Genomic DNA, 22,098 nt, shown 5'->3' on the forward strand with positions numbered 1-22,098 from the left:
CTTTTCCTATTTTCATTGTAACCACCATTTTAAGTGTGGGTTGAGATTATAAACTGTTGGTGTTCAAGAGTAATTTTGTAATTGTATCATTGCAATTAGAAAAATTAACCAAAGGAAGTGTAAAAATGAGTACAGAGAAAAATTCAGGTTCAGATATAGGTTGTTTTGGCTTGGTTTGCGCCATTATCGCATTTATTTGTACATGGGTTTCTGCGATTGTGGCGTTTCCATTTTTAGGGTTTGTCTTTGGTTGGATACCTGCGATTGTTATGGCATTTATTGTATATGTTTGCGCTGAAATTGCCCTTTGGTTGATGTGGTTGATTATTCTTGTTTTATTGGTAATTGCGGGAATTTTGTTTGCAGCAGGTGCTACTGCTACTATTTTGGCATAAATTTGACATTTTGGAGAATTTAAAATGATGAAAAAAACCATTTTATCATTCGCTTTGTGTTTGGCATTTCCTGCCTACTCAGCAACGTGCAGTAGCTATGAACGGGATAAGGCTACTCATTTTGCCGAAATTCAGGGCAGAGACGTGGTTAAGGCATATCAAGGGGGCAATAATATCAGTACCAGTATTACCAGTTGTGATTACAATAGCTATACTGGTAAATACAATGTTGCGATTGATGTTTCTTGGTATGGTGCAATTAGTGATAAATATTATAATTCAAGCGGTAAAATGACCATGGATTCAGAAGGGCGACGTAGAGAATACAATGAAACCTACCGCAATCAGAATTTAAAGGATTATGCATTTTGGCGTGGTATGGGGGCATTAGCATTAGCGGTTGGTGCTGCTGCAAGTTCAGAGCAGGAAAATCAAAGACGTTTAGCGGCTCAATCTACTGGAAACAGTCAAGGTTATCAAGGAAGTATTTGGGTTTCTAATCAATGCGGTCGTGCCGTAGACCTTTGGATTTATTTTAAGAATGCAAATACTGGTAACTGGGAAAGCAGAGGAAAATGGTCATTCAGTAATGGAGAGCGCAGCTTTTTAAGTTCAAATAATAATGTGCGTTTAAAAACCACTCAACCAACATTGTATTATGCCATTAGCCCTAGTTTTAGTAGTTTTGGTTTATCTCATGCAGGTACTTTTACACATAATGGCGTACGGCATCAGTATAGAAAAGTTGTTGATACGGCAGGAGATACAGAAATTCGTTTATGTGTAGATTAAAATATTTATTTTAGGCAGCCTATAAAAATTCTAAAAAGTTTTCAGGCTGCCTTAATTTATTAATTAAATCATAATATTACTCAGGTCGCATTTGCGGGAACAACACCACATCACGAATCGTCTGCGCGTCCGTTAGCAACATCACCAAACGGTCAATGCCAATGCCGCAACCGCCCGTTGGTGGCAAACCAAATTCCATTGCGCGAATGTAGTCCGCGTCAAAGTGCATGGCTTCGTCATCGCCCGCGTCTTTTTGGGCGACTTGCGCTTTGAAACGCGCGGCTTGGTCTTCGGGGTCGTTCAACTCCGAATAGCCGTTTGCCAATTCGCGTCCCACCACAAACAATTCAAAACGCTCGGTCAAACCCGCTTTGGTGTCCGAAGCGCGTGCCAAAGGCGACACTTCCACAGGATAATCAATGATGAAAGTCGGGTTCCACAATTTGCTTTCCGCGCAACCTTCAAACAAAGCCAGTTGCAGGCTGCCCAAACCGCTCGCGTGTGGCAAACTTTCGCCGTGTTTCACGATTTCTTTTTTCAGCCATTCCGCGTCATTCAGTTGCTCGTCCGTGTAGTGCGGATTGAATTTTTTAATCGCTTGCAAAATCGTCAAACGCTCAAACGGGCTTTCCAAATCCACTTCTTTGCCGTTGTATTGCAATTTCAGGCTGCCTGAAACCGCTTTCGCCGCCGCACGAATCACGTTTTCCGTCATTTCCATCATGCGTTGGTAATCGCAAAACGCCTCGTAAAATTCCATCATCGTGAATTCAGGATTGTGGCGCACCGACATGCCTTCGTTGCGGAAATTGCGGTTAATCTCAAACACGCGCTCCAAACCGCCCACCACCAAGCGTTTCAAATACAATTCGGGCGCAATCCGCAAATAAAGCGGCATATCCAGCGCATTATGATGCGTAACAAACGGTTTTGCCGTTGCACCGCCTGGAATGGGGTGCATCATCGGCGTTTCCACTTCAAGATATTGTTCTGCCACCATAAAGCTGCGAATGGCTTGCACAATTTGGCTGCGTTTGATGAAAATATCGCGGCTGTCGGCATTGGCAATCAAATCCACATAGCGTTGGCGATATTTCGTTTCTTGGTCGGTCAAACCGTGGAATTTGCTCGGCAAAGGGCGCAAAGATTTGGACAACAAACGAATTGCCGACACGCGCACCGTCAATTCGCCATGGTTGGTTTTGAACAACGTGCCTTCCGCGCCAATGATGTCGCCCATGTCCCAACGGTTGAACGCGTCCAAAGTTTCTTGGCTCACGCCTTTATTGTTTAAATACAATTGGATATTGCCCGTCATGTCTTGCACGGTCGCAAAGCTGGCTTTACCCATTTGGCGTTTCAACATCATGCGCCCCGCGATTTTCACGCGGATTTCTTGCGGGTCAAGTTCTTCTTTGGGCGTTTTACCATATTGGTTTTGCAAATCTTGCGCGAAACGGTCGCGGCGGAAATCGTTGGGGAATGCCACGCCTTGTGTGCGGATTTCATTCAGTTTTTCGCGGCGAATGGCGATGATTTGGTTTTCGTCTAATTGTTCTTCGGGAGTGGGGATTGGGGTTTGGTCGGTCATTTGGTTTTCTCAAAAATAAATAAAAATGTTTCAGGCTGCCTTACAGTACACGACAATTTTTTTGAAGTTACCACTAACTTATTCCTTCCCCCGCCAGACTGGAGAGGGAGCAAGTTTCAGGCAACCCAAAGTTTTTGTCGTGTACTGTAAGGCTGCCTGAAAGGGCAAATATCTTATTTTACGCGGATTAATTTATTTTTTGAATATGTAGAGGGTAATGATAATTCATTTTATGGCTGTTTTTTGTTTTAACCGACTATAGGGTTAATCGCAGTTCGTTTTACACTTGCTTCTGCAGGCAAAAATCGTCAACTGCTACATTAAAAATACACGCTAATCATGCCATTGGTTTACATTTTATAGTGAATTCAATTTAAACCAGTAATCGTTGCCAACTTCCTTATGTACTTGTACTAGGTGTATACAGCGTTCGTTGTTGCCCTGTTCTGATTTTAAATTGAATCCACTTATTAGTTAGGCAAGTTCGTTTCACTACTTGCCTTAAATTTATCATTTTTTGCTGACAAAATTCTGGTACAAAGCAAAATGCATTAGCCTTTAGGTTATCGCTAGGAGTTTATAGGTTAATCTTTTTTGATATATGTCAAGCAGCGTTAAGAAAAAATGAGAATGGGTTTGACTAATCATTAAAAAAACCTATAATTAAATCAATAAAAGTAATTAAATGTAGTCAATTTTATTCTAAATAAAACGATAAATTAAAATAAATTTTATTTATATCAATAAGACTTAAAATTTTCAGCCTATATTTTCTTACAAGAGGAATAATCATGTTATCTACCACACATCTCAATATAACTGCTCACCAGCCAGTTATGCCAGAACCCACTATTACGCATAGCACACATAATTTACGCAATTTTTATGGCGATGAATACACGATTTATTGCACAGAAGAAGAAACACAATTTCCTGATGGTTGCTTAATTACTTCGCGTACCGATATTCATGGCATTATTACCCATGCCAATGATGCATTTGTGCGGATGAGTGGCTGGTCGCGTGATGAGTTAATTGGTAGTCCACATAGCATTTTGCGTCATCCCGATATGCCAGCGGTGGCGTTTAAGGATTTGTGGGATACTTTGCAACGTGGTGAAAAGTGGCATGGCTATGTGAAAAATTTGCGTAAAGATGGTGGTTTTTATTGGGTGTATGCAACTGCTGTACCCAATATTCGCAATGGTGTAGTGGAAGGTTACACTTCTGTACGCCGTAAACCTGACCCTAATAAAGTGGTGGAATGCACAGAGTTATATGTTAAATTATTACAAGAAGAGCGTGCAGCTTAAACAATTATTTTTTGTGTGTCTGCGAAACCGCAGTTTGGTTGGATAGGTATGCTATCTATCCATATTGAGTTTTGCAGAAAATCTTTTATAGTCGGTTAAAATAAAAATAATACAACTATTGGTACACAGGGGTTGTTATTTTTTTTGTCTTATTTCTATTTTAAATGACTATATTGGCGGCAGCGTTGTTATGAGCGACTCTGCCGAAAATTTTTCAGGCTGCTACTTGTGTTTAATACCATTATGTTGTTATTGGACACTGTTAATAAGGCAGCCTGAAAATGGATACGATATCCACTGGTCTATCTTCTAAATTATTTTGCAATTAAGGTGTTTTATGAGTCAAACAGCTTTTGAAACAATTTTAAATCAATTACATAGTGATTCATCTGATATTCTATCATCTGCAATAGTTGCAACAGATGGTATTCCGTTATGTTCGATATTGGGACGTCATGCTAATCCAGATCGTGTGGGTGGTATGGCGGCATCAATGCTTTCTTTGGGTAATCGTGCTGTCAAAGAAATGGTCGGCGGTAACTTGAAACAAACCATTATTGAAGGTAGTGATGGCTATATTGTGCTGGTTCAAGCTGATGAGCATACTGTATTAATTGTTACTGCACGACAAGATGCTAAATTGGGCATGATTTTGGTATATGTACGCGAGGCTGCGAAAAAAATCCAATTAAACAGTCATAACTAATGATTAAGTAACACAAAGTATTTGAGGAAATAGAGAATTATGATGAATAAAATTCACAATATGCCCCAGCCAGTAGGGGTTTATCAAGAACAACAAAACACTTATTTTGATGGCAATAGTCGCACAATTTACACAACTGATATTGAAACTGAATTTCCCGATGGCTGCTTGATTACTTCTCGCACTGATACCAATGGTGTTATTACGCATGCGAATGAATCATTTGTTAAATTAAGTGGTTGGACGCGTGATGAAATTATTGGTCAGCCACATGGTATTTTGCGCCACCCTGATATGCCCAAAGCGGCATTTGCTGATATGTGGGACACCTTAAAACGCGGCGAAAAATGGCATGGTTATGTAAAAAATCTACGCAAAGATGGTGGTTTTTATTGGGTTTATGCCACCGTTATTCCCAATATTCGCAATGGACAAACAGTTGGTTATACCTCTGTTCGCCGTAAGCCATGTCGTGATAAAATTGAAGCCGCTAAAGCGCAATACGCTCAAATGCTTGCAGAAGAACATGCTTAATCTCATATAATAAATAGGATTTACCCCATTATGCTGAATTTTTTAATTGCTCCAGATTTTCCCCCAGAATATTTTGCGGGCTGGCATATGTTCAACACGCAGTTGCAACGATTAACGGACAATACCATTCATTTGCATACACCTGCTGATTACCGTGAACAAAATGAAATGATTAATGGTAGTAAAATCACATTGATTTATGCCAATCCATTTGATGCGTCTGCATTGGTACGCGACAAAGGTTATTTGCCATTGGCTCGTCCCATCAACAAATCAGATGAAATGATTATCGCCACATATGCCGATAGTCCATACAATCATTCCGATGAATTGACCGCAGGTTGTCGAATTTTGGTAACAGAAAATCACGACATCGAGTTGATTGGCTTACGATTATTAGAATCAGCAGGTTTAACCGAAGAGACCATTAACTTCTTAAAAGCAGATACTTTCCAAGAAGCCGCACGCCGATTGATTGCAGGCGAAGCCGAAGCAGCCTTTTTCTTGGCAAGTACTTTCCGCAGTTTCAGTCGTGCCACATTAGGCAGCCTGAAAATTCTGATGGAAAGCCATATCAACGATTTAAGCCATGTGGTTTTATTGCATCCCGATTATGCAGAATTTCAAGAGACCCTGCGTGATGCGTTTGTGAAAATCAATACCACTCCAGCGGGTCAAATGGTTTTGGAAGATTTATCCATTCCCGAAGGTTTTGCGCCATTATCACAAGAAGACGCAGAATTTATGATTGACTTGATTGAAACATTACGCGATTAATCGTGTTGGTTTTCAGGCTGCCTTTGAAAATAAGGCAGCCTGAAAAATGTTTTTCACTTGCATTTTGTAGACAAATTGCCTACACTTCAAACCGTTTATATTATTTCAAACAAACAATGAACGACCCCGAACTTTCGGATAGTACAAAAAATTCAATACAAAAGGCAGCCTGAAAAAATACACAACGTTTTCAGGCTGCCTTTTGCTGCTTTTTATTACTCATTATTAAGGACAATCCAACAATGGACTTATCTTGGCTAGCCGAACCACAGACATGGATAGGCTTCGCAACTTTGCTGATACTGGAAGTGGTACTTGGCATAGACAATTTGGTTTTTGTAGCGATTTTGGCAAATAAAGTCAAACCCGCGCAACGTGACCACGCCCGTATTACAGGGCTGACACTTGCTGTTGTCATTCGCATCATCATGCTCGCTTTCATGGCGAAAATCATGACGCTGACACAACCATGGTTTCATGTTGGCTCGCATCCCGTATCAGGCAAAGATTTGATTATGTTTGTTGGCGGCATTTTTTTGCTATACAAAGCCACGACCGAATTACACGAACGCTTGGAAGGTGAAAATCATTTTGCGGTAGCGGATACGCATAAAAAACATGCTGCTTTTTGGGGCGTGGTGGCGCAGATTTTGGTGTTGGATGCCGTATTTTCCATTGACAGCGTGATTACGGCGGTAGCGATGGTTGACCATATTGTTGTGGCGATGGCTGCGGTAATTGTGGCGATGGCGTGCATGATTACCGCCAGCAAACCGCTGACCGAATTTGTGGACAAACACCCAACAGTAGTCATGCTGTGTTTGGGCTTTTTGTTGATGATTGGTTTCAGTTTAATCGCCGAAGCCTTCCATTTCCACATTCCGAAAGGTTATTTGTATGCCGCGATTGGTTTTTCTATTTTGATTGAAATTTTCAACCAAGTATCACAAAAAAACATCAAGCGTAAAGATTACATCAGCAGTTCATGGCGACAACGCACCGCTGAAAATGTATTGGGCATGATGGGCATACGCGAAAGTTTATTGGCAAGCGATAGAAATCAATCTGATGATAATGAACATTTTGAAGAAAATGAAAAATCCATGATTCGCAGCGTATTAACATTAGCGGAGCGCCCGATTTTTGGTGTGATGATTCCGCGCAGTGATATTGAACGCTTGGATATTTCGCAAAGCAAAGATGAGCAACGCGCCAGAATCATTGATACACCTTATTCGCGTATGTTGGTGGTGGGCAAGGCAGGTGTAGATGAACCTTTGGGTTATATCAACAAAAAAGATTTGCTGACACAATTATTGGAAACAGGTGAATTGAATATTCAGGCTGCCTTACGCCAACCGTTGATGCTGCCTGAAAGTGCTACGGCATTGATGGCGATTGAATTATTCCGCAAACATAGCGCGGATTATGCTTTGGTGGTAGATGAATTTGGTGCGATTTTGGGCATGGTTACCATGAAAGATTTGATGGAAACCATTGCTGGCGAGTTTCCCGAAGAATTTGAACGCGAAGATGAACCTGCAATGCGAGAAAATGCTGACGATAGTTTGACTGTAGATGGCGTGCTTGAATACATGGAACTTGCGCCACAGTTAAATTTACCTCCACCAGCGGAAGATGCGCAGTTCCATACGGTTGCAGGTTTAATTATGGAAGAGTTGCAAGATTTACCCGAAGTGGGCGATGCGATTGAATTTCACGGTTGGCGATTTGAAGTGGTGGAAAAAGAAGGACATCGTATTGAACGTGTAAAAATTGAACGAGTTGTGGAAGAAGAATAATTCAAATATTAAAAAGGCAGCCTGAAAGTTTTCAGGCTGCCTTTATGATTACGTTATCAATTAACGATAAGTAATGCCTTCAAATTTAGTGCTGATACGAGTACCTGCTTTACCAGCCACGATTGCTTCAATATCAGCCAATGCGCCGATAACAGCAACTTTACCAGTTTTTTCAGCAAATTCACAAGCTGCGTCTACTTTTGGACCCATAGAACCAGCAGGGAAGTTCAAGTCGCGGAATGCTTGTGGGTGAGCTTCAAAGATAGCTTTTTGGTCTTCTTTACCCCAGTTGATGTAAGTAGCGTCTACGTCAGTAGCAATTACCAACATGTCTGCATCCAATTCACGAGCCAACAATGAAGAGCACAAGTCTTTGTCAATTACGGCTTCAATACCACTCAATTTACCTTCGCTTTCAAAGTAAGTTGGGATACCGCCACCACCAGCACAGCATACAACCGCACCTTTTTCCAAAATCCATTTGATTGGATTCAATTCAAAAATGCGTTTTGGCAATGGGCTAGGTACAACACGGCGGAATTTGTCACCGTCAGCTTTGATAGACCAACCTTTTTCTGCTGCCAAACGTTCAGCTTCTTCTTTTTCGTAAACAGGGCCTACGAATTTAGTTGGGTTTTGGAATGCAGGGTCAGCTTTGTCTACTTCAACTTGAGTCAATAAGGTTGCAAATGGAACGTCTTTTGGCAACACGTTACCCATTTCTTGTTCAATCATGTAACCAATCATACCTTGAGTTTCTGCACCCAAAACATCTAATGGATAAGTTTCCACTTTGCTGTCTTGTTGATGATAAGCAGCACCTTGCAATGCCAACAAACCTACTTGTGGACCATTACCGTGAGCAATGACCAATTCATTACCTTTGTGTACTTTGGCAATTTGTTCAGCAGCAATGCGAACATTTTCACGTTGATTTTCAGCAGTCATAGGTTGACCACGACGCAACAAAGCGTTACCACCTAATGCAATTACAACACGCATAATAATTCTCCAAATTTAGATTTTCAGGCTGCCTGCAAGGTGTCTAAAATAGTTTTCAGGCTGCCTTTTAACAAAAATTAAATGATAAGATATTTTCAGGCTGCTTTCACATACGGATAACCGAGTGCTCAAGCAGCCTGAATGCTGTTAATTACAAACCAGACAAAGAAGCTACCATTACAGCTTTAATGGTGTGCATACGGTTTTCTGCTTGGTCAAATGCTACGTTAGCAGGAGATTCAAACACGTCTTCAGTTACTTCAATACCGTTAGCCAAGTGTGGATATTGTTCAGCGATTTGTTTACCCACTTTGGTTTCGCAGTTGTGGAATGAAGGCAAGCAGTGCAGGAATTTCACTTTTGGATTGCCAGTTTTTTTCATCAATTCAGCATTAACTTGGTATGGCAACAATTTGTCAATACGTTGACCCCAAGCTTCAATAGGCTCACCCATAGAAACCCAAACGTCAGTATGAACGTAGTCTACGCCTTTAACAGCTTCATCAACATTGTCAGTTACCAACATGCGTGCGCCAGATTGTTTTGCCCATTCACGGCAACGAGCTTGCAATTCTTCAGTAGGTTGCAATTCTTTTGGAGCAGCAATACGAACGTCCATACCCAATTTGCAGCCAATCATCAACAAAGAGTTTGCTACGTTGTTACGAGCATCGCCCAAGTAAACATAGCTGATTTGGCTCAAAGGTTTTTCACTGTGTTCAATCATAGTCAAAACGTCAGCCAACATTTGAGTTGGGTGCCATTCGTCAGTCAAACCATTGAATACAGGAACGCCTGCATATTGTGCCAATTCTTCAACTACAGATTGTTTGAAACCACGGTATTCAATCGCATCGTACATACGACCCAATACACGAGCAGTATCTTTCATGCTTTCTTTGTGACCGATTTGAGAAGAAGTTGGGTCAATGTAAGTAACGTTTGCACCTTGGTCAAACGCAGCAACTTCAAATGCGCAACGAGTACGAGTAGAAGTTTTTTCAAAAATCAAGGCAATGTTTTTACCAACCAGAGTTTTTTGCTCTGTACCAGCGTATTTAGCACGTTTCAAGTCACGAGACAAATCCAACAAGAAGCGGATTTCTTTTTCTGTGTGGTTAGTCAAGCTCAACAAGTGACGGTTGTTCATATTGAATGACATAATAAGACTCCTTGAAATTAAGTAGGGATAAATTTGAGATTATTTCAGGCTGCCTTTAACAAGGATAAAATGTTTCAGGCTGCCTGAAAATATTTGGTTTACATACTAAAAGAACAAATAAACAGCGAAAATAAATTAATAGTCAATGGCATCGCGTACGATAGGACAAGTCATGCAACGGCCACCACCACGACCACGACCCAATTCAGAAGATGCCACAGAGACAATTTCTACACCTGCATCACGCAACAATTTGTTGGTCAACAAGTTGCGGTCGTAACCTACTACTACACCAGGTTCTAATGCAAATACGTTGTTTGCATCATCCCATTGTTCGCGGTCAGCAGCATAGCTGTTACCACCTGTTTTAACCACACGCAATTTGCTCAAGCCCAATGCCTCTTGAACAACATCAACAAAGTGTTTGTTTTCTTTGCGGATATCCAAACCATTTGGTTTAGTTTCATCTGGACGCAAGCTAAATGGAATAATTTGGTCAACCATTTTAGGGAAGAGATTAACCAAGTCGCGGTCACAGAATGTGAAGATAGTATCCAAGTGCATAGCTGAACGCGTTTTTGGCATTGCTGCGATGATGACACGTTCTGCGGCACCTTCTTTGAACAAGTTTTGCGCCATTTGGGTAATAGCTTGCAAAGAACTGCGTTCACTCATACCTACCAATACAACACCTTTACCAATTGGGAATACGTCACCACCTTCCAATGATGCATTACCTGCATTTTCATCTGGGTCGCCGTACCATACTTTAACTTGACCAGCAAAGCGTTTGTGGAATTTATAAACGGCAGTTGTTAACAAGGTTTCTTGACGACGTGCTGGCCAGTACATTGGGTTCAGAGTAACACCGCCATAAACCCAGCTTGAGTTATCACGCATGAATTGAGTATTTGGCAATGGTGGGAAAATGAAACCTAAATCGCCTTCAGCAGCTTTTGCCAAATCAATCACGTCTTGTGAGAAGTGTTCAGTTGTTAAGTCTAAATTGCTTACACCACCAATCAAGAAACGAGCTTGTTCTTTTGAGCTTAAACCTTCAAACCAAGCACGCAATTCACCGATAAGTGGCTGACCTACCATATTAGGTGTTAATTTGCGGTCTAAAATCCATTTCAATGCTTCTTTGTTTTCAATGGTTTCAGCTAAGATTTGGTGTAGCTCCAATACTTCAATATCGCGTTCACGCATTTTTTGAACGAAGTCGCGATGGTCTTCTTGTGCGCGTTCTACCCACAATACATCATCAAACAACAAACTATCACAGTTGTCTGGAGTTAAACGTTCATGAGCTAAACCTGGTTCGCAAACCATTACCGTACGCAATTTACCTGCTTCTGAATGAACACCTAATTGAGACATGATAACACTCCTTAAAATAATGATATGCTTTCAGGCTGCCTAAAATGCTTTACTGAAAGCAACGACTATAAAATGAATGATACAACTTCACGAGTAAAACAACCTACTAAAAAACTACAAATAAACTAGCAAAAAACTGTTTATCTGTTTAATAAGCAGCCTGAAAATGTATTTTTATGCTATTTTCAGGCTGCCTTATGCTTGGATTACAAGCTTAATTTGCCTTGTGCTAAACCAATGGCTGCGATGATTGCGCCAATAAATACAATGGCAACGATGATTTTTTCAATCGTGGTAAATGCCACTTCTTTGTTTTCTTTGCGCGCCCAAACGTAGACGAAAGTGCCAGGAGCATACAGCAATGCAGATAATAATAAGTATTCCACACCAGCCGCGTAAATCAACCAAATACCGTAAACTACACCTACCCATGCAATAACGGTGTCTTTAACCAAATCTTTGTCACCCATTTCGTAAGTTTCTTTACGCATGGTCAGCAAGGCTGCGTAACCTGCAGAGAATAAGTAAGGCAGCAAAATCATGGAAGTTGCCAGTAAAATTAATTTCAAATATGTCCCTGCGGAAAATAGGGTAATAATCAGGAATAATTGAATGCAGCCGTTGGTTATCCACAATGCGTTGGCAGGTACACCATTTTTGTTTTCTTTGTGGAAAAATGCGGGCATCGTGCCATCTTTTGATGCGGCATACAGTGTTTCGCTACAAAACAAAATCCATGATAACAATGCACCCAATAGTGAAACGATTAAACCAATGGAAATAAATGCTGCACCCCAAGAACCAACTGCGCGTTCTAACACATAAGCCATTGAGGGATTTTTTAAACCTGCCAATTCAGGCTGTGTCATAATACCTGCGGACAAAACATTAACCAATACCAATAAAGCCAATACGCCGATAAAGCCTAAAATGGTTGCTTTGCCTACATCGCTGCGTTTTTCTGCGCGTGCAGAATACAAACTTGCACCTTCAATACCGATAAACACCCAAACGGTTACCAGCATCATGCTTTTGACTTGGTCTAGAACGCTACCTAGTTCAGGATTTTTCGCACCCCAAAAATCGGTGGTGAAAATATCCATTTTGAAGCTAATCAATGCGATAGCGATAAATGTGATGAGTGGTACGACTTTGGCAATAGTAATAATGGTATTTACAAAAGTGGCTTCTTTAATACCGCGCAATACCAAAGCATGAGTTGCCCATAAGAGAATGGATGCTGCAATAATAGCGGTAGGCGTATTGCCCTCTCCAAATACAGGGAAGAAATAGCCCAAAGTACCAAATAGCAGCACCAAATAACCTACGTTACCAATCCATGCGCTAATCCAGTAGCCCCAAGCAGAAGAAAAACCTAAATAATGACCAAAACCTGCTTTGGCATAGGCATAAACACCAGCGTCCAAATCGGGTTTTCTATTTGCAAGCGTTTGAAAAACAAAGGCAAGACAGAGCATGCCGATTGCGGTAATAATCCAACCAATTAAAATAGCGCCTGCTTCCGCACCTTCTGCCATATTTTGCGGTAACGAGAAAATGCCACCGCCAATCATAGAACCAATAACTAAAGCCGTTAGCGACCCTAGTTTTAATTTATTGTCTGACATAGAAATACTCCCTTCAAAATACCTGCATACTCACGCTAATTAAATTTAAAGACACAATCCCAGAATACGGAAAATCCGCAAAGTAAATTGTGAAATAATATGGCGAAGATGCGAGTATTATTGTTAATAATGTGTGTAAATTTGCTTACAAACGGCATAATACACCTTTGTGGAAAGGTTTCATTGATTTACATCAAGTTAATCACGCTATTTTCAGGCTGCCTAAAAAAATAATCTGCTTTTATTTTAAAATACTTGAAATATAAAATTTTATTTTTAGGTAAAAAAACGACATAATATTTTTTTGATAGAGTAATTGAATAGAATGAGGTGGTGAGTAGCTATATATTTAATGTAATAAGGTAAGCCAATGTAATACTTAATGGTTATTTAAATATTTGTAAAACCTATTCAGGCTGCCTGAAAACTTGTATCTAATCATTTTTAAATTAAAACAAATGGTTAAATATGATAAGTGTCAGATTCAAGAATCTGACCTATAATTTGGAGTTCTACAAGATTTCAATCAATAAACTGTTTTTCAAATAGATAAAGATGATGTGATGATATTTGAACTAAACAGAGAAACTTTCGTTTCAGGCAGCCTGAAAGTCAGTTTGCCTGATTTTTTAAACTTTTTGATACTAAGGAACTGATATGTGCGGTATCGTTGGCGCTATTCGCAGCGCAAATCACAATGTGGTTGAATTTCTCACAGACGGCTTGAAACGTCTGGAATATCGTGGCTATGACTCATCTGGCATTGCCGTGTTGATGGACGGCAAAATCAAGCGCGTGCGCCGTGTCGGTCGCGTGGCAAACATGGAGGCTGCCGCCCACGACAAAGGCGTAAGCGGACAAATCGGCATTGGACACACACGCTGGGCAACGCACGGTGGCGTAACCGAACCCAATGCGCACCCCCATATTTCGGGCGACAAAATCGCAGTTGTCCACAACGGCATTATTGAAAATTTTGAAGCCGAACGCAGCCGTTTGCGCGAATTGGGCTACGAATTTGAATCGCAAACCGACACTGAAGTGATTTCCCACAGCGTGCGCCACGAATACGAACAAAACGGCGGCGATTTGTTTGTGGCGGTTCAGGCTGCCTGCAAGCGTTTTCACGGCGCGTATGCGATTGCGGTAATGGCGCAGGATAATTCTCAAAACATGGTGGTGGCGCGTATGGGCTGCCCGCTTTTGGTGGCGTTTGGCGAAGGCGAGACGTTTATCGCGTCTGACGTGTCTGCCGTGATTGCGTTCACGCGCCAAATCAGTTATTTGGAAGACGGCGATGTGGCATTGTTGCAGGCTGGCAGCTTTGTGAAATTGGTTAATAAAAACGGCGAAGATGTGCAACGTGAAGTGAAAACATCGGGTTTGTCGTTGGCGTCTTTGGAATTGGGCGCGTACAACCATTTCATGCAAAAAGAAATCCACGAGCAGCCACGCGCCGTAGCTGACACCGCCGAAGTGTTTTTGGATGGTGGCTTTATTCCTGAAAATTTTGGCAAAAACGCGCCACAGGTTTTCCAAGAGATTGACAGCATTAAGATTTTGGCGTGTGGCACATCGTATTATTCCGCTTTGACCAGCAAATATTGGCTGGAATCCATTGCCAAAATCCCCACCGATGTGGAAATCGCCAGCGAATACCGTTACCGCGATGTCATCGCCAATCCGAAACAGTTGATTATCACGATTTCGCAATCGGGCGAGACTTTGGACACGATGGAAGCCTTGAAATTCGCGCAATCTTTGGGACACAAACACAGCTTGTCCATTTGCAATGTGATGGAATCGGCTTTGCCGCGCAACAGTGAATTGGTGTTGTACACACGCGCAGGGGCGGAAATTGGTGTGGCATCCACCAAAGCATTTACCACACAACTGGTTGTTTTATTTGGTTTGGCGGTTACTTTGGGCAGAATGCACGGTTTGGTTTCCGATGAAAAATTGGCAGCTTACACGCAAGAATTGCGCGAACTTTCAGGCAGCATTCAACACGCTTTGAACCTTGAACCGCAAATCGCGGCATGGGCGCAGAAATTTGCGAAAAAATCCAGCGCATTGTTCTTGGGGCGAGGCATTCATTACCCGATTGCTTTGGAAGGCGCGTTGAAATTAAAAGAAATTACCTATATTCACGCGGAAGCCTATCCTGCTGGCGAATTGAAGCATGGCCCACTCGCTTTGGTTGATGAGAATATGCCCGTTGTGGTCATCGCGCCGCATGACGGTTTGCTGGATAAAGTGAAAGCGAATATGCAGGAAGTATCGGCGCGTGGCGGCGAGCTGTTTGTGTTTACCGATTTGGACAGCGATTATGAAGGTGGGGTAGACAATATCCACATTATTCGCACGCCGCGTCATGTTGGTGTTTTGTCGCCGATTGTGCATACAATTCCTGTGCAATTATTGGCGTATCACACGGCTTTGGCGCGTGGCACCGATGTAGATAAACCGCGTAATTTGGCGAAATCGGTTACGGTGGAATAATTTAGTTGTATAAAAAGGCAGCCTGAAAGCAAATTTAAGCTTTGTTTTCAGGCTGCCTTTTGCATATTTTATTTAGATTAAAATTAGATTCTTGCAAAATTTTCAGGCTGCCTTTTAATTTCCTTAGCAATCTAATAATGAAAAAATAATGTTGTTTTACATGATTTTGTTAAAATAGGCAGCCTGAAAAAATCACATATTTTTATTATGAAACCACACAATATCGCCTTACTCCCAGCCGCAGGTGTAGGCAGTCGCTTCGGTGCGAATATCCCCAAACAATACGCCCGTTTGTTGAACAAACCCGTTTTGCAACACACAATCGATTTATTTGCCGCCAATCCGCGCATCAGCCAAATTGCCGTTGTCGTCTCGCCCAACGATGACTGGTTTGACGATTGCATTACCTTGCCGCCACAAGCCGCCGTGTATCGTGTCGGCGGCAACAGTCGCGCCGAAAGCATTGCCAATGGCTTGGCTTATTTGTTGCGCCACAAAATAATTGGCGAAACCGACACCGTTTTGGTACACGATGCCGCACGCTGTTGTTTGCCGCAAACCGCACTCAATCGTTTGCTGGACGCTTTGGAACAAGACCACGAAAATCGCGGCGCAATTCTCGCCATTCCTGTGGCAGATACGTTGAAACGGCAAACGCCAAACGCGCCACATATAGCCCACACTGTATCGCGCGAATATTTGTGGCAAGCGCAAACACCGCAAGCGTTTCAGGCTGCCTTATTGCATCACGCTTTGCAACAAGCAGATTTGGCGCAAATAACCGATGATGCTTCGGCGATAGAATTATTAGGCATCCAGCCGATTTTGGTAGAAGGCGACAGTCGCAACATCAAACTCACGCGCCCCGATGATGCACGATTGGCAGCGTATTTTTTGCAAAATCCAGATAATTGACCAGATGTGCCAAGTAAAAGGCAGCCTGAAAACCGTCCGATGTGCTAACATTTACATCATAAATCAACATACCACACCACACACAATGGAATTAGACGACCGCTCTCTATTTATCCTATTGTTTACATTTGTCCTGATGGCACTCATTGTCTTTCCGACCATGCACAAATTGCGACAACGCGAAAAACAACTCGGTTATCCCAAAGAACATGAAACGCTAGATGATGTCCGCTTTTTAGTCGCTATCAACGAAGAAATATTGGCACAAAGCTGTTTTCGCCGCGTAACGGGAGGCAGCCTGAAACAAGCCAAAGCCTATATTGAACAAATCAAACAACAGACTAAATCATGAAACTTGCCCCCATTTTATGCATCAGCCTATGGCTCACGGCATGTGCAAACCCATTGCCCGAAAAATTTACCGCCCAAAATCTGCAACTGATTGTGTACCAAAATCAACAAGGCGAACGCATTTTGCCCACACCACGCGCCGCAGGCGAACAACGCACCGCCGCATGGCAAAAATGGCTGACAACGCATCGCAATCAATGGGATACATCTGCCAATCAAAGCGTTTCAGGCAGCACACAATGGTGCGCCCAATGGCAAGAAAATGGCACAGAACAACGTATTTGCAAACGCAATGGCGACACGCTGGTGTGGTTTGCGTATGGCGTATTGCGCGATAAAAACAGCATACACGATGCCGATAAAATTTGGATTGGCAGCCTGAAAACAACAGAATAAGGAAAACATCACATGAATTTACGCATAGGACAAGGTTACGATGTACATCGTTTGGTTGCCAATCGCCCACTGATTTTGGGCGGCATCACCATTCCATTTGACAAAGGTTTGGACGGACATTCCGATGCCGATGCCTTATTACACGCCATTACCGATGCCCTGCTCGGCGCAGCAGCTTTGGGCGATATTGGCAAATTATTCCCTGATACCGCCGCCGAAAACAAAGATGCCGACAGCCGCGAATTGTTGCGCGTAGCCTATGCTGCCGTACAGCAAGCAGGTTGGCGTGTGGTTAATGTGGATAGCACGATTATCGCGCAACAGCCGAAATTGCGGGGTTATATTGATGCGATGCGCGCCAATATTGCTGCTGATTTGGGTTTGGACATCGGCGCGGTTAATGTGAAAGGTAAAACCAATGAAAAATTGGGCTATTTAGGGCGCATGGAAGGGATTGAAGCGCAGGCGGTGGTGTTATTAACGGAGGTTTAAAGGTTTTCAGGCTGCCTAACATCAGAAAATGCTTAATAGGTTTATTAATAAACAATTTTCCAAATTTATTTTTAAAAGAAATATAGTCATGCACTTTGAAAATAAAGAAGCTTTTTTTGCATACTTTTTAGATGATAATTGGACTATATCTAAAAAACTACTGAACGATAAGAATTGGCAGGCAATTCCTGTGCCTAATATGCTGACATTAATTGAATCGGAATGGCTTGCTAAAAGTATTTTCTTATTCGGACATGAATATTTGGAATATTCGTTTGAACACAATGGTGATGTACAAATGAAAGTCGTCATGAATAGTCCCGATAATTTGATGTGTTCAGAATTTGATAATTCTTATAAATATATGATGATTACCAATGAAAATTTGGATTTTGTTTATTTTAAAAATCAAAATAATCTATACCATCTCTTTTGTGGAACGCCAGATTTTGTATTGAACTGCATTAATTGCTCTTTGAATATGGCAAGAAAAATTTTCTTCTCGTATGGTGTGAATGATTATATAGAAGGAACAGATGAGTTTAATTATTTGAGAAATATATGGTTTACTTATCAAGGGGAATAATGAGCAGAAGCTGGGTAATTACTACCCACGCAAAATAAATAAATTTCATTAAACTATTTTCAGGCAGCCTATATCATCATATTTGATATAAACATGATTTTAAATAATTCAATGATTAAAATTAGTTTTCAGGCAGCCTGAAAATTTTATGGAGAAAATAATGAGCCAACTAATTGTGAATATTCAAGATAAAGTCATCAGTCAAATGTTTGCTTATACGGCACAACATCAAGTTTCTTTTGACGAAATGACGGAAAAATTGTGGGTTGAATTTTTGCAAAAACAATCCCAAAAACAAGTCATTGATGAAGATTTTTTGCAACTATTAGATAAAACCAAAGGCATTTGGAAAAATGGCGATGGATTGGCGTTTCAAGAGAAATTGCGTTCGGAATGGGAATAAATCATGAAAAAAATATTTATTGGATTCTGTGATTTTGATTGACCATTTTAACAATATTCATCAAGCAACTGATTTTATTAAACAACATTATCATGAATGTTGTATTTCTGCGATTACGCGAGCCGAAGTTTTGGTAGGATTTGATGAAACGGAAAAATCATCTGTTATCCCGATTTTAAACGGATTTGAATTGTTGAATATTGATAAAAATATTGTAGATATGACCGCGCAATTTTGTCAAAAATACCGCACCAAATTGCCTGATGCATTGCAAGTGTCTGTGGCAATTTGCCATAATTTGATTTTGGTTAGCCGAAATAGCAAAGATTTTAAAGAAAATCAAAGTTATCTTGGGCGAGAGAATTTGGTTTTGTGTCCGTATGTTTTGTAAATTCAAAGTTCAGGCTGCCTGAAAAATTAATTTTGAAATATAAGGAATGAAATATAATGTACAATGACTATCAATAATCATCAATTTAATCAATATGATACACGTCATCCCTTGTTTAGTAGGTTACCTTTTTTTGAACTATGGTTAAATATTTTGGAGTGAACACATGAAACAAATTTCCACAATCAAACTTTTAAATGCTGAAAAACGCAATGGTTTTATTCACAAAGTAAATGAAACTGATGAAAGAGATTTTGTGTTTGTTGAAAAAGAATTAATCAATTTGAAATTTGAAGATTTGACTGAAGGCATGGAAGTGCAATTTGAAGCGCATAGTCATTTTGCCAACAAGGTAACATTACCCGAAGTTAGGTCAACAGAAAAATTCGTTCAATCCCAAATTAAACATTTGAATACAGAGAAACGAAATGGTGTCATTTGTAAGCTCAATGAAAATGATGAAAAGGATTTTATATTTATTGAGAAAGAATTATTAAATATTCCATTTGATGATTTGAAAATCGGTATGGTTGTTCAATTTGAACCAAAGGGTTTTTTTGCTAATAAAATTCAACTTGTTCAATCAAGTACAGAAAAGGTTATTGTTCATACAATAAATAATACATCTACTAATACATTAGCAAATAATTTTCCTAATGTGATTCATTCCATTATTCAAGTAATAAAGCAAAATGCTCAAAATATTGATGACCCTTTTGTTTTTGAGGATTATGCGCACACTATTTTGAAAATGCTTGTTCCTGAAGTGTATACCAGTCCACGAGATAAACAAGCTGGATTGTTTGATGGTTTGTTTAAATATAAAAATTTAGAAGTGATTTATGATTGTACCTTATCTAAAAATTTTAAAGAGTATAAAGAAAATCAAATTGCCAATTATATTAATCAAATACAGCAACAATCTATTACCATTAATAAAGAAAGAATTGGTTTAAGTGGCAATTCAACCAAACAAATTTGGGTTATTACCAAAGATAAAACAGAACTATTTCAAACACATCGCGGTACAACCGATATTCGCATTAAAGAAGTAAGTATTTTCAGTTTGATTGATTTGTTGAATAAGAAATTGGCGAATATTGATTATGACCCATTAGATGCAATTGATGATTTAAAAGACATTAAATAATTTCGGGAGTACAACATACCCAAAACCAAAAGAACTGACCTGAAATCCAGCTTAATCATCGGTGTAGCTTTACTCGCCATCGGGCAAGCCTACGAATTTAACTATTCTGGTGCATAAGCCTGCAGCCATGCACAAAACGTGTAACTTATACAAAATTACAAAATAATATTCAATAGTAGGAAATGCATTTATTATAAACACGGTTTTCAGGCTGTCTTTAAACCCCAAAATGCAGCCTGAAACCCCATTTTTCTAACAAAGGAAACATTATGACTCAAGATGAATTAAAAAAAATCGCTGCTGAAAAAGCGGTGGAATTTGTCCCTGAAAACGAATACATCGGCATCGGCACAGGCAGCACCGTCAATTTTTTTATTGAAGCATTGGGCAAAAGTGGTAAAAAAATCAAAGGTGCAGTAACCACATCCAAAAAAAGCAGCGAATTGATGGCGCAATACGGTATTCCCGAAATCCACCCCAATGAAGTGCAACGTTTGGCAATTTATGTGGACGGCGCAGACGAAATCAATCATATGATGGAAATGATTAAAGGCGGTGGTGCGGCGCATTTGCCTGAAAAAATCGTGGCGAAATTGTCCGACCAATTTATTTGCATTGCGGATGAAAGCAAGTATGTGCGCCGTTTGGGCAAATTTCCTTTGCCGATTGAAGTGGTGCCGATGGCGCGTTCTATGGTGGCGCGGCAGTTGGTGAAATTGGGTGGGCAGCCTGAATTGCGTATTGGCTGCAAAACTTTGCATGGCAATGAAATTTTAGATGTTACGGGTTTGGATTTGAGCGAGCCTATCAAAATGGAACGCGCGCTCAATGAAATCACGGGTTTGGTGGAAAATGGTTTGTTTGCTGAACGCCCTGCGGATTTGCTGATTTTGGCGAAAAAAGATGGGGTGGAATTGATTCGTGCAAATGTGAAATAAATTTGTTTTTCAGGCTGCCTATTGTGATAAATAGGCAGCCTGAAAAATATTTTATAGTCGTTTGAAATTAACACATACAGCGTTGCCAGCTCCCTTATGTACTAGCTGTACACGGCGGTCGCTGTCGCCTTGTCTGTGTGAATTTGAAACGACTATAAGATACGTTTATCTGGTCGGATAAACACAAATAAAATCAAGGAAGTGATTGCGCCCAATGTATCCGCCAGAATATCTTTTTGCGCGTCCCAAATATCGCCTTGCGAGCCGAGAAATTCAATACCTGCATCGCCGCCTTCTATCACGGCATATTGCCATTCAATGATTTCATATGCGGCGGCTACACTCATAATGAAAAATAAGGCGAACCATAATGCTGTGCCAAAGGTGCATTTGCGTTTGCGTAATAACCATTCTGCCATTGGATAGGCATAGAAACCAATAATATAGTGGGCGAAACGGTCAAAATGGTTGCGCCCTTCGCCCAATAATGGCGATAAAATGCGGTTGCCCCAGTCAAAGGGGACATCAGCGAAGGTATATTTTGCGCCAATCATGTGCAAAAACAGCCACATACTCATCAAAACATAGGCAGTATTGCTGAATCGGAAGGTGCGATAGGTCAAAACCAGCGCGGCGAAGACGATAAACAAAGGTATGGTTTCTGCCCACCAAACGGCGCGGTCTGCGGGTGCGATGCCTGCCCATATAGCGAGTGCGAGAAAAATCATCGCCAAAATGAGTGGAAGGGTATGCGTTTTATTCATGATGGATTTTCTGTGCTGTGATGGCGTGATTTTATCTTGATAATCGGATGAAAAAAATCGAAATGTGTTTTAGTCGGTTAAAATAAAAATAAGACAAGGCGACTGCGACTACTGTGTACATCTAGTAC

Annotated in this window: 23 protein-coding genes; 17 read left to right on the plus strand and 6 right to left on the minus strand. The window is 40.8% G+C overall.

What is annotated here, in order from left to right:
• Positions 1-125: 125 nt before the first annotated feature.
• Positions 126-395, plus strand: coding sequence for a hypothetical protein (locus MIS45_RS01595; RefSeq protein ID WP_249450794.1), 270 nt, complete (start codon positions 126-128; stop codon positions 393-395).
• A 24-nt stretch (positions 396-419) separates the two neighbouring features.
• Positions 420-1,187, plus strand: a complete 768-nt coding sequence (locus tag MIS45_RS01600) for a hypothetical protein (RefSeq protein WP_249450795.1) — start codon at positions 420-422, stop codon at positions 1,185-1,187.
• A 76-nt stretch (positions 1,188-1,263) separates the two neighbouring features.
• On the opposite strand, the gene lysS is transcribed toward MIS45_RS01600, so the two are convergent.
• Complete coding sequence (gene lysS, locus MIS45_RS01605; protein ID WP_249450796.1) at positions 1,264-2,778, minus strand: lysine--tRNA ligase; 1,515 nt, start codon at positions 2,776-2,778, stop codon at positions 1,264-1,266.
• Positions 2,779-3,569: 791 nt separating this feature from the next.
• On the opposite strand from lysS, the gene MIS45_RS01610 reads away from it, so the two are divergent.
• The 5 genes from MIS45_RS01610 (at position 3,570) to MIS45_RS01630 (ending at position 7,910) form a co-directional block, all read left to right on the plus strand.
• Positions 3,570-4,091, plus strand: coding sequence for a PAS domain-containing protein (locus tag MIS45_RS01610; protein ID WP_249450797.1), 522 nt, complete (start codon positions 3,570-3,572; stop codon positions 4,089-4,091).
• Positions 4,092-4,428: 337 nt separating this feature from the next.
• Positions 4,429-4,797: a roadblock/LC7 domain-containing protein gene (locus MIS45_RS01615; protein WP_249450798.1), complete on the plus strand. Its 369-nt coding sequence runs from the start codon at positions 4,429-4,431 to the stop codon at positions 4,795-4,797.
• A gap of 39 nt (positions 4,798-4,836) precedes the next feature.
• Positions 4,837-5,331, plus strand: coding sequence for a PAS domain-containing protein (locus MIS45_RS01620; protein WP_249444360.1), 495 nt, complete (start codon positions 4,837-4,839; stop codon positions 5,329-5,331).
• 30 nt (positions 5,332-5,361) lie between these two features.
• Positions 5,362-6,108: a PhnD/SsuA/transferrin family substrate-binding protein gene (locus MIS45_RS01625; protein ID WP_249450799.1), complete on the plus strand. Its 747-nt coding sequence runs from the start codon at positions 5,362-5,364 to the stop codon at positions 6,106-6,108.
• Positions 6,109-6,350: 242 nt separating this feature from the next.
• Positions 6,351-7,910: a TerC family protein gene (locus tag MIS45_RS01630; protein WP_249450800.1), complete on the plus strand. Its 1,560-nt coding sequence runs from the start codon at positions 6,351-6,353 to the stop codon at positions 7,908-7,910.
• A 60-nt stretch (positions 7,911-7,970) separates the two neighbouring features.
• Here the strand turns inward: MIS45_RS01630 and arcC are convergent, their stop codons facing one another.
• The 4 genes from arcC to arcD all read right to left on the minus strand — a co-directional run bounded on the left by arcC (position 7,971) and on the right by arcD (position 13,082).
• Positions 7,971-8,912 (minus strand): carbamate kinase, encoded by a 942-nt coding sequence (arcC, locus tag MIS45_RS01635; RefSeq protein WP_249442916.1) that lies wholly within the window; start codon positions 8,910-8,912, stop codon positions 7,971-7,973.
• A gap of 151 nt (positions 8,913-9,063) precedes the next feature.
• The gene (locus MIS45_RS01640; protein ID WP_249442917.1) at positions 9,064-10,074 is read right to left on the minus strand and encodes an ornithine carbamoyltransferase; all 1,011 of its coding nucleotides are present in this window, start codon (positions 10,072-10,074) and stop codon (positions 9,064-9,066) included.
• A 135-nt stretch (positions 10,075-10,209) separates the two neighbouring features.
• Positions 10,210-11,454 (minus strand): arginine deiminase, encoded by a 1,245-nt coding sequence (arcA, locus tag MIS45_RS01645; RefSeq protein WP_249447092.1) that lies wholly within the window; start codon positions 11,452-11,454, stop codon positions 10,210-10,212.
• Positions 11,455-11,660: 206 nt separating this feature from the next.
• Positions 11,661-13,082: an arginine-ornithine antiporter gene (arcD, locus tag MIS45_RS01650; RefSeq protein ID WP_249450801.1), complete on the minus strand. Its 1,422-nt coding sequence runs from the start codon at positions 13,080-13,082 to the stop codon at positions 11,661-11,663.
• Between the two features lie 657 nt (positions 13,083-13,739).
• On the opposite strand from arcD, the gene glmS reads away from it, so the two are divergent.
• The 10 genes from glmS (at position 13,740) to rpiA (ending at position 21,206) form a co-directional block, all read left to right on the plus strand.
• Positions 13,740-15,584 carry a glutamine--fructose-6-phosphate transaminase (isomerizing) gene (gene glmS / locus MIS45_RS01655; RefSeq protein ID WP_249450802.1) on the plus strand — a complete coding sequence of 615 codons (1,845 nt, stop codon included), beginning with the start codon at positions 13,740-13,742 and terminating at the stop codon, positions 15,582-15,584.
• Between the two features lie 207 nt (positions 15,585-15,791).
• Complete coding sequence (gene ispD, locus MIS45_RS01660) at positions 15,792-16,499, plus strand: 2-C-methyl-D-erythritol 4-phosphate cytidylyltransferase (protein WP_249450803.1); 708 nt, start codon at positions 15,792-15,794, stop codon at positions 16,497-16,499.
• A gap of 4 nt (positions 16,500-16,503) precedes the next feature.
• On the plus strand, positions 16,504-16,851 hold the full coding sequence (locus MIS45_RS01665) for a hypothetical protein (RefSeq protein ID WP_249450804.1): 348 nt from the start codon (positions 16,504-16,506) through the stop codon (positions 16,849-16,851).
• Positions 16,848-17,246, plus strand: a complete 399-nt coding sequence (locus MIS45_RS01670) for a hypothetical protein (RefSeq protein ID WP_249450805.1) — start codon at positions 16,848-16,850, stop codon at positions 17,244-17,246. The genes MIS45_RS01665 and MIS45_RS01670 overlap by 4 nt, the downstream gene beginning before the upstream one ends.
• Before the next feature lie 12 nt (positions 17,247-17,258).
• Complete coding sequence (ispF, locus tag MIS45_RS01675; RefSeq protein WP_249450806.1) at positions 17,259-17,738, plus strand: 2-C-methyl-D-erythritol 2,4-cyclodiphosphate synthase; 480 nt, start codon at positions 17,259-17,261, stop codon at positions 17,736-17,738.
• An 88-nt stretch (positions 17,739-17,826) separates the two neighbouring features.
• Positions 17,827-18,324, plus strand: a complete 498-nt coding sequence (locus MIS45_RS01680) for a hypothetical protein (protein WP_249450807.1) — start codon at positions 17,827-17,829, stop codon at positions 18,322-18,324.
• 160 nt (positions 18,325-18,484) lie between these two features.
• Positions 18,485-18,727, plus strand: a complete 243-nt coding sequence (locus MIS45_RS01685) for a hypothetical protein (RefSeq protein ID WP_249450808.1) — start codon at positions 18,485-18,487, stop codon at positions 18,725-18,727.
• Between the two features lie 28 nt (positions 18,728-18,755).
• Entirely contained in the window at positions 18,756-19,118 is a 363-nt protein-coding gene (locus MIS45_RS01690) for a PIN domain-containing protein (RefSeq protein ID WP_249451316.1), read from the plus strand.
• A 166-nt stretch (positions 19,119-19,284) separates the two neighbouring features.
• Positions 19,285-20,268, plus strand: a complete 984-nt coding sequence (locus MIS45_RS01695) for a hypothetical protein (RefSeq protein WP_249442928.1) — start codon at positions 19,285-19,287, stop codon at positions 20,266-20,268.
• A 266-nt stretch (positions 20,269-20,534) separates the two neighbouring features.
• Positions 20,535-21,206, plus strand: a complete 672-nt coding sequence (gene rpiA, locus MIS45_RS01700) for a ribose-5-phosphate isomerase RpiA (protein WP_249443753.1) — start codon at positions 20,535-20,537, stop codon at positions 21,204-21,206.
• Positions 21,207-21,358: 152 nt separating this feature from the next.
• Here rpiA and MIS45_RS01705 read toward each other — a convergent pair whose 3' ends face one another.
• Positions 21,359-21,970, minus strand: coding sequence for a DUF2238 domain-containing protein (locus MIS45_RS01705; protein WP_249450809.1), 612 nt, complete (start codon positions 21,968-21,970; stop codon positions 21,359-21,361).
• Positions 21,971-22,098 lie beyond the last annotated feature (128 nt).

Source organism: Wielerella bovis (genome assembly GCF_022354465.1).
Classification (GTDB): Bacteria; Pseudomonadota; Gammaproteobacteria; order Burkholderiales; family Neisseriaceae; genus Wielerella; species Wielerella bovis.

Coding starts and splice junctions, on each gene's coding strand:
- MIS45_RS01630 (WP_249450800.1), top strand. CDS start 6,351: ATGGACTTATCTTGGCTAGCCGAACCACAGACATGGATAGGCTTCGCA.
- MIS45_RS01685 (WP_249450808.1), top strand. CDS start 18,485: ATGAGCCAACTAATTGTGAATATTCAAGATAAAGTCATCAGTCAAATG.
- MIS45_RS01665 (WP_249450804.1), top strand. CDS start 16,504: ATGTGCCAAGTAAAAGGCAGCCTGAAAACCGTCCGATGTGCTAACATT.
- MIS45_RS01615 (WP_249450798.1), top strand. CDS start 4,429: ATGAGTCAAACAGCTTTTGAAACAATTTTAAATCAATTACATAGTGAT.
- ispF (WP_249450806.1), top strand. CDS start 17,259: ATGAATTTACGCATAGGACAAGGTTACGATGTACATCGTTTGGTTGCC.
- MIS45_RS01640 (WP_249442917.1), bottom strand. CDS start 10,074: ATGTCATTCAATATGAACAACCGTCACTTGTTGAGCTTGACTAACCAC.
- MIS45_RS01670 (WP_249450805.1), top strand. CDS start 16,848: ATGAAACTTGCCCCCATTTTATGCATCAGCCTATGGCTCACGGCATGT.
- MIS45_RS01600 (WP_249450795.1), top strand. CDS start 420: ATGATGAAAAAAACCATTTTATCATTCGCTTTGTGTTTGGCATTTCCT.
- MIS45_RS01625 (WP_249450799.1), top strand. CDS start 5,362: ATGCTGAATTTTTTAATTGCTCCAGATTTTCCCCCAGAATATTTTGCG.
- MIS45_RS01595 (WP_249450794.1), top strand. CDS start 126: ATGAGTACAGAGAAAAATTCAGGTTCAGATATAGGTTGTTTTGGCTTG.
- arcC (WP_249442916.1), bottom strand. CDS start 8,912: ATGCGTGTTGTAATTGCATTAGGTGGTAACGCTTTGTTGCGTCGTGGT.
- arcD (WP_249450801.1), bottom strand. CDS start 13,082: ATGTCAGACAATAAATTAAAACTAGGGTCGCTAACGGCTTTAGTTATT.
- lysS (WP_249450796.1), bottom strand. CDS start 2,778: ATGACCGACCAAACCCCAATCCCCACTCCCGAAGAACAATTAGACGAA.
- ispD (WP_249450803.1), top strand. CDS start 15,792: ATGAAACCACACAATATCGCCTTACTCCCAGCCGCAGGTGTAGGCAGT.
- MIS45_RS01680 (WP_249450807.1), top strand. CDS start 17,827: ATGCACTTTGAAAATAAAGAAGCTTTTTTTGCATACTTTTTAGATGAT.
- arcA (WP_249447092.1), bottom strand. CDS start 11,454: ATGTCTCAATTAGGTGTTCATTCAGAAGCAGGTAAATTGCGTACGGTA.
- MIS45_RS01695 (WP_249442928.1), top strand. CDS start 19,285: ATGAAACAAATTTCCACAATCAAACTTTTAAATGCTGAAAAACGCAAT.
- MIS45_RS01705 (WP_249450809.1), bottom strand. CDS start 21,970: ATGAATAAAACGCATACCCTTCCACTCATTTTGGCGATGATTTTTCTC.
- MIS45_RS01620 (WP_249444360.1), top strand. CDS start 4,837: ATGATGAATAAAATTCACAATATGCCCCAGCCAGTAGGGGTTTATCAA.
- MIS45_RS01610 (WP_249450797.1), top strand. CDS start 3,570: ATGTTATCTACCACACATCTCAATATAACTGCTCACCAGCCAGTTATG.
- glmS (WP_249450802.1), top strand. CDS start 13,740: ATGTGCGGTATCGTTGGCGCTATTCGCAGCGCAAATCACAATGTGGTT.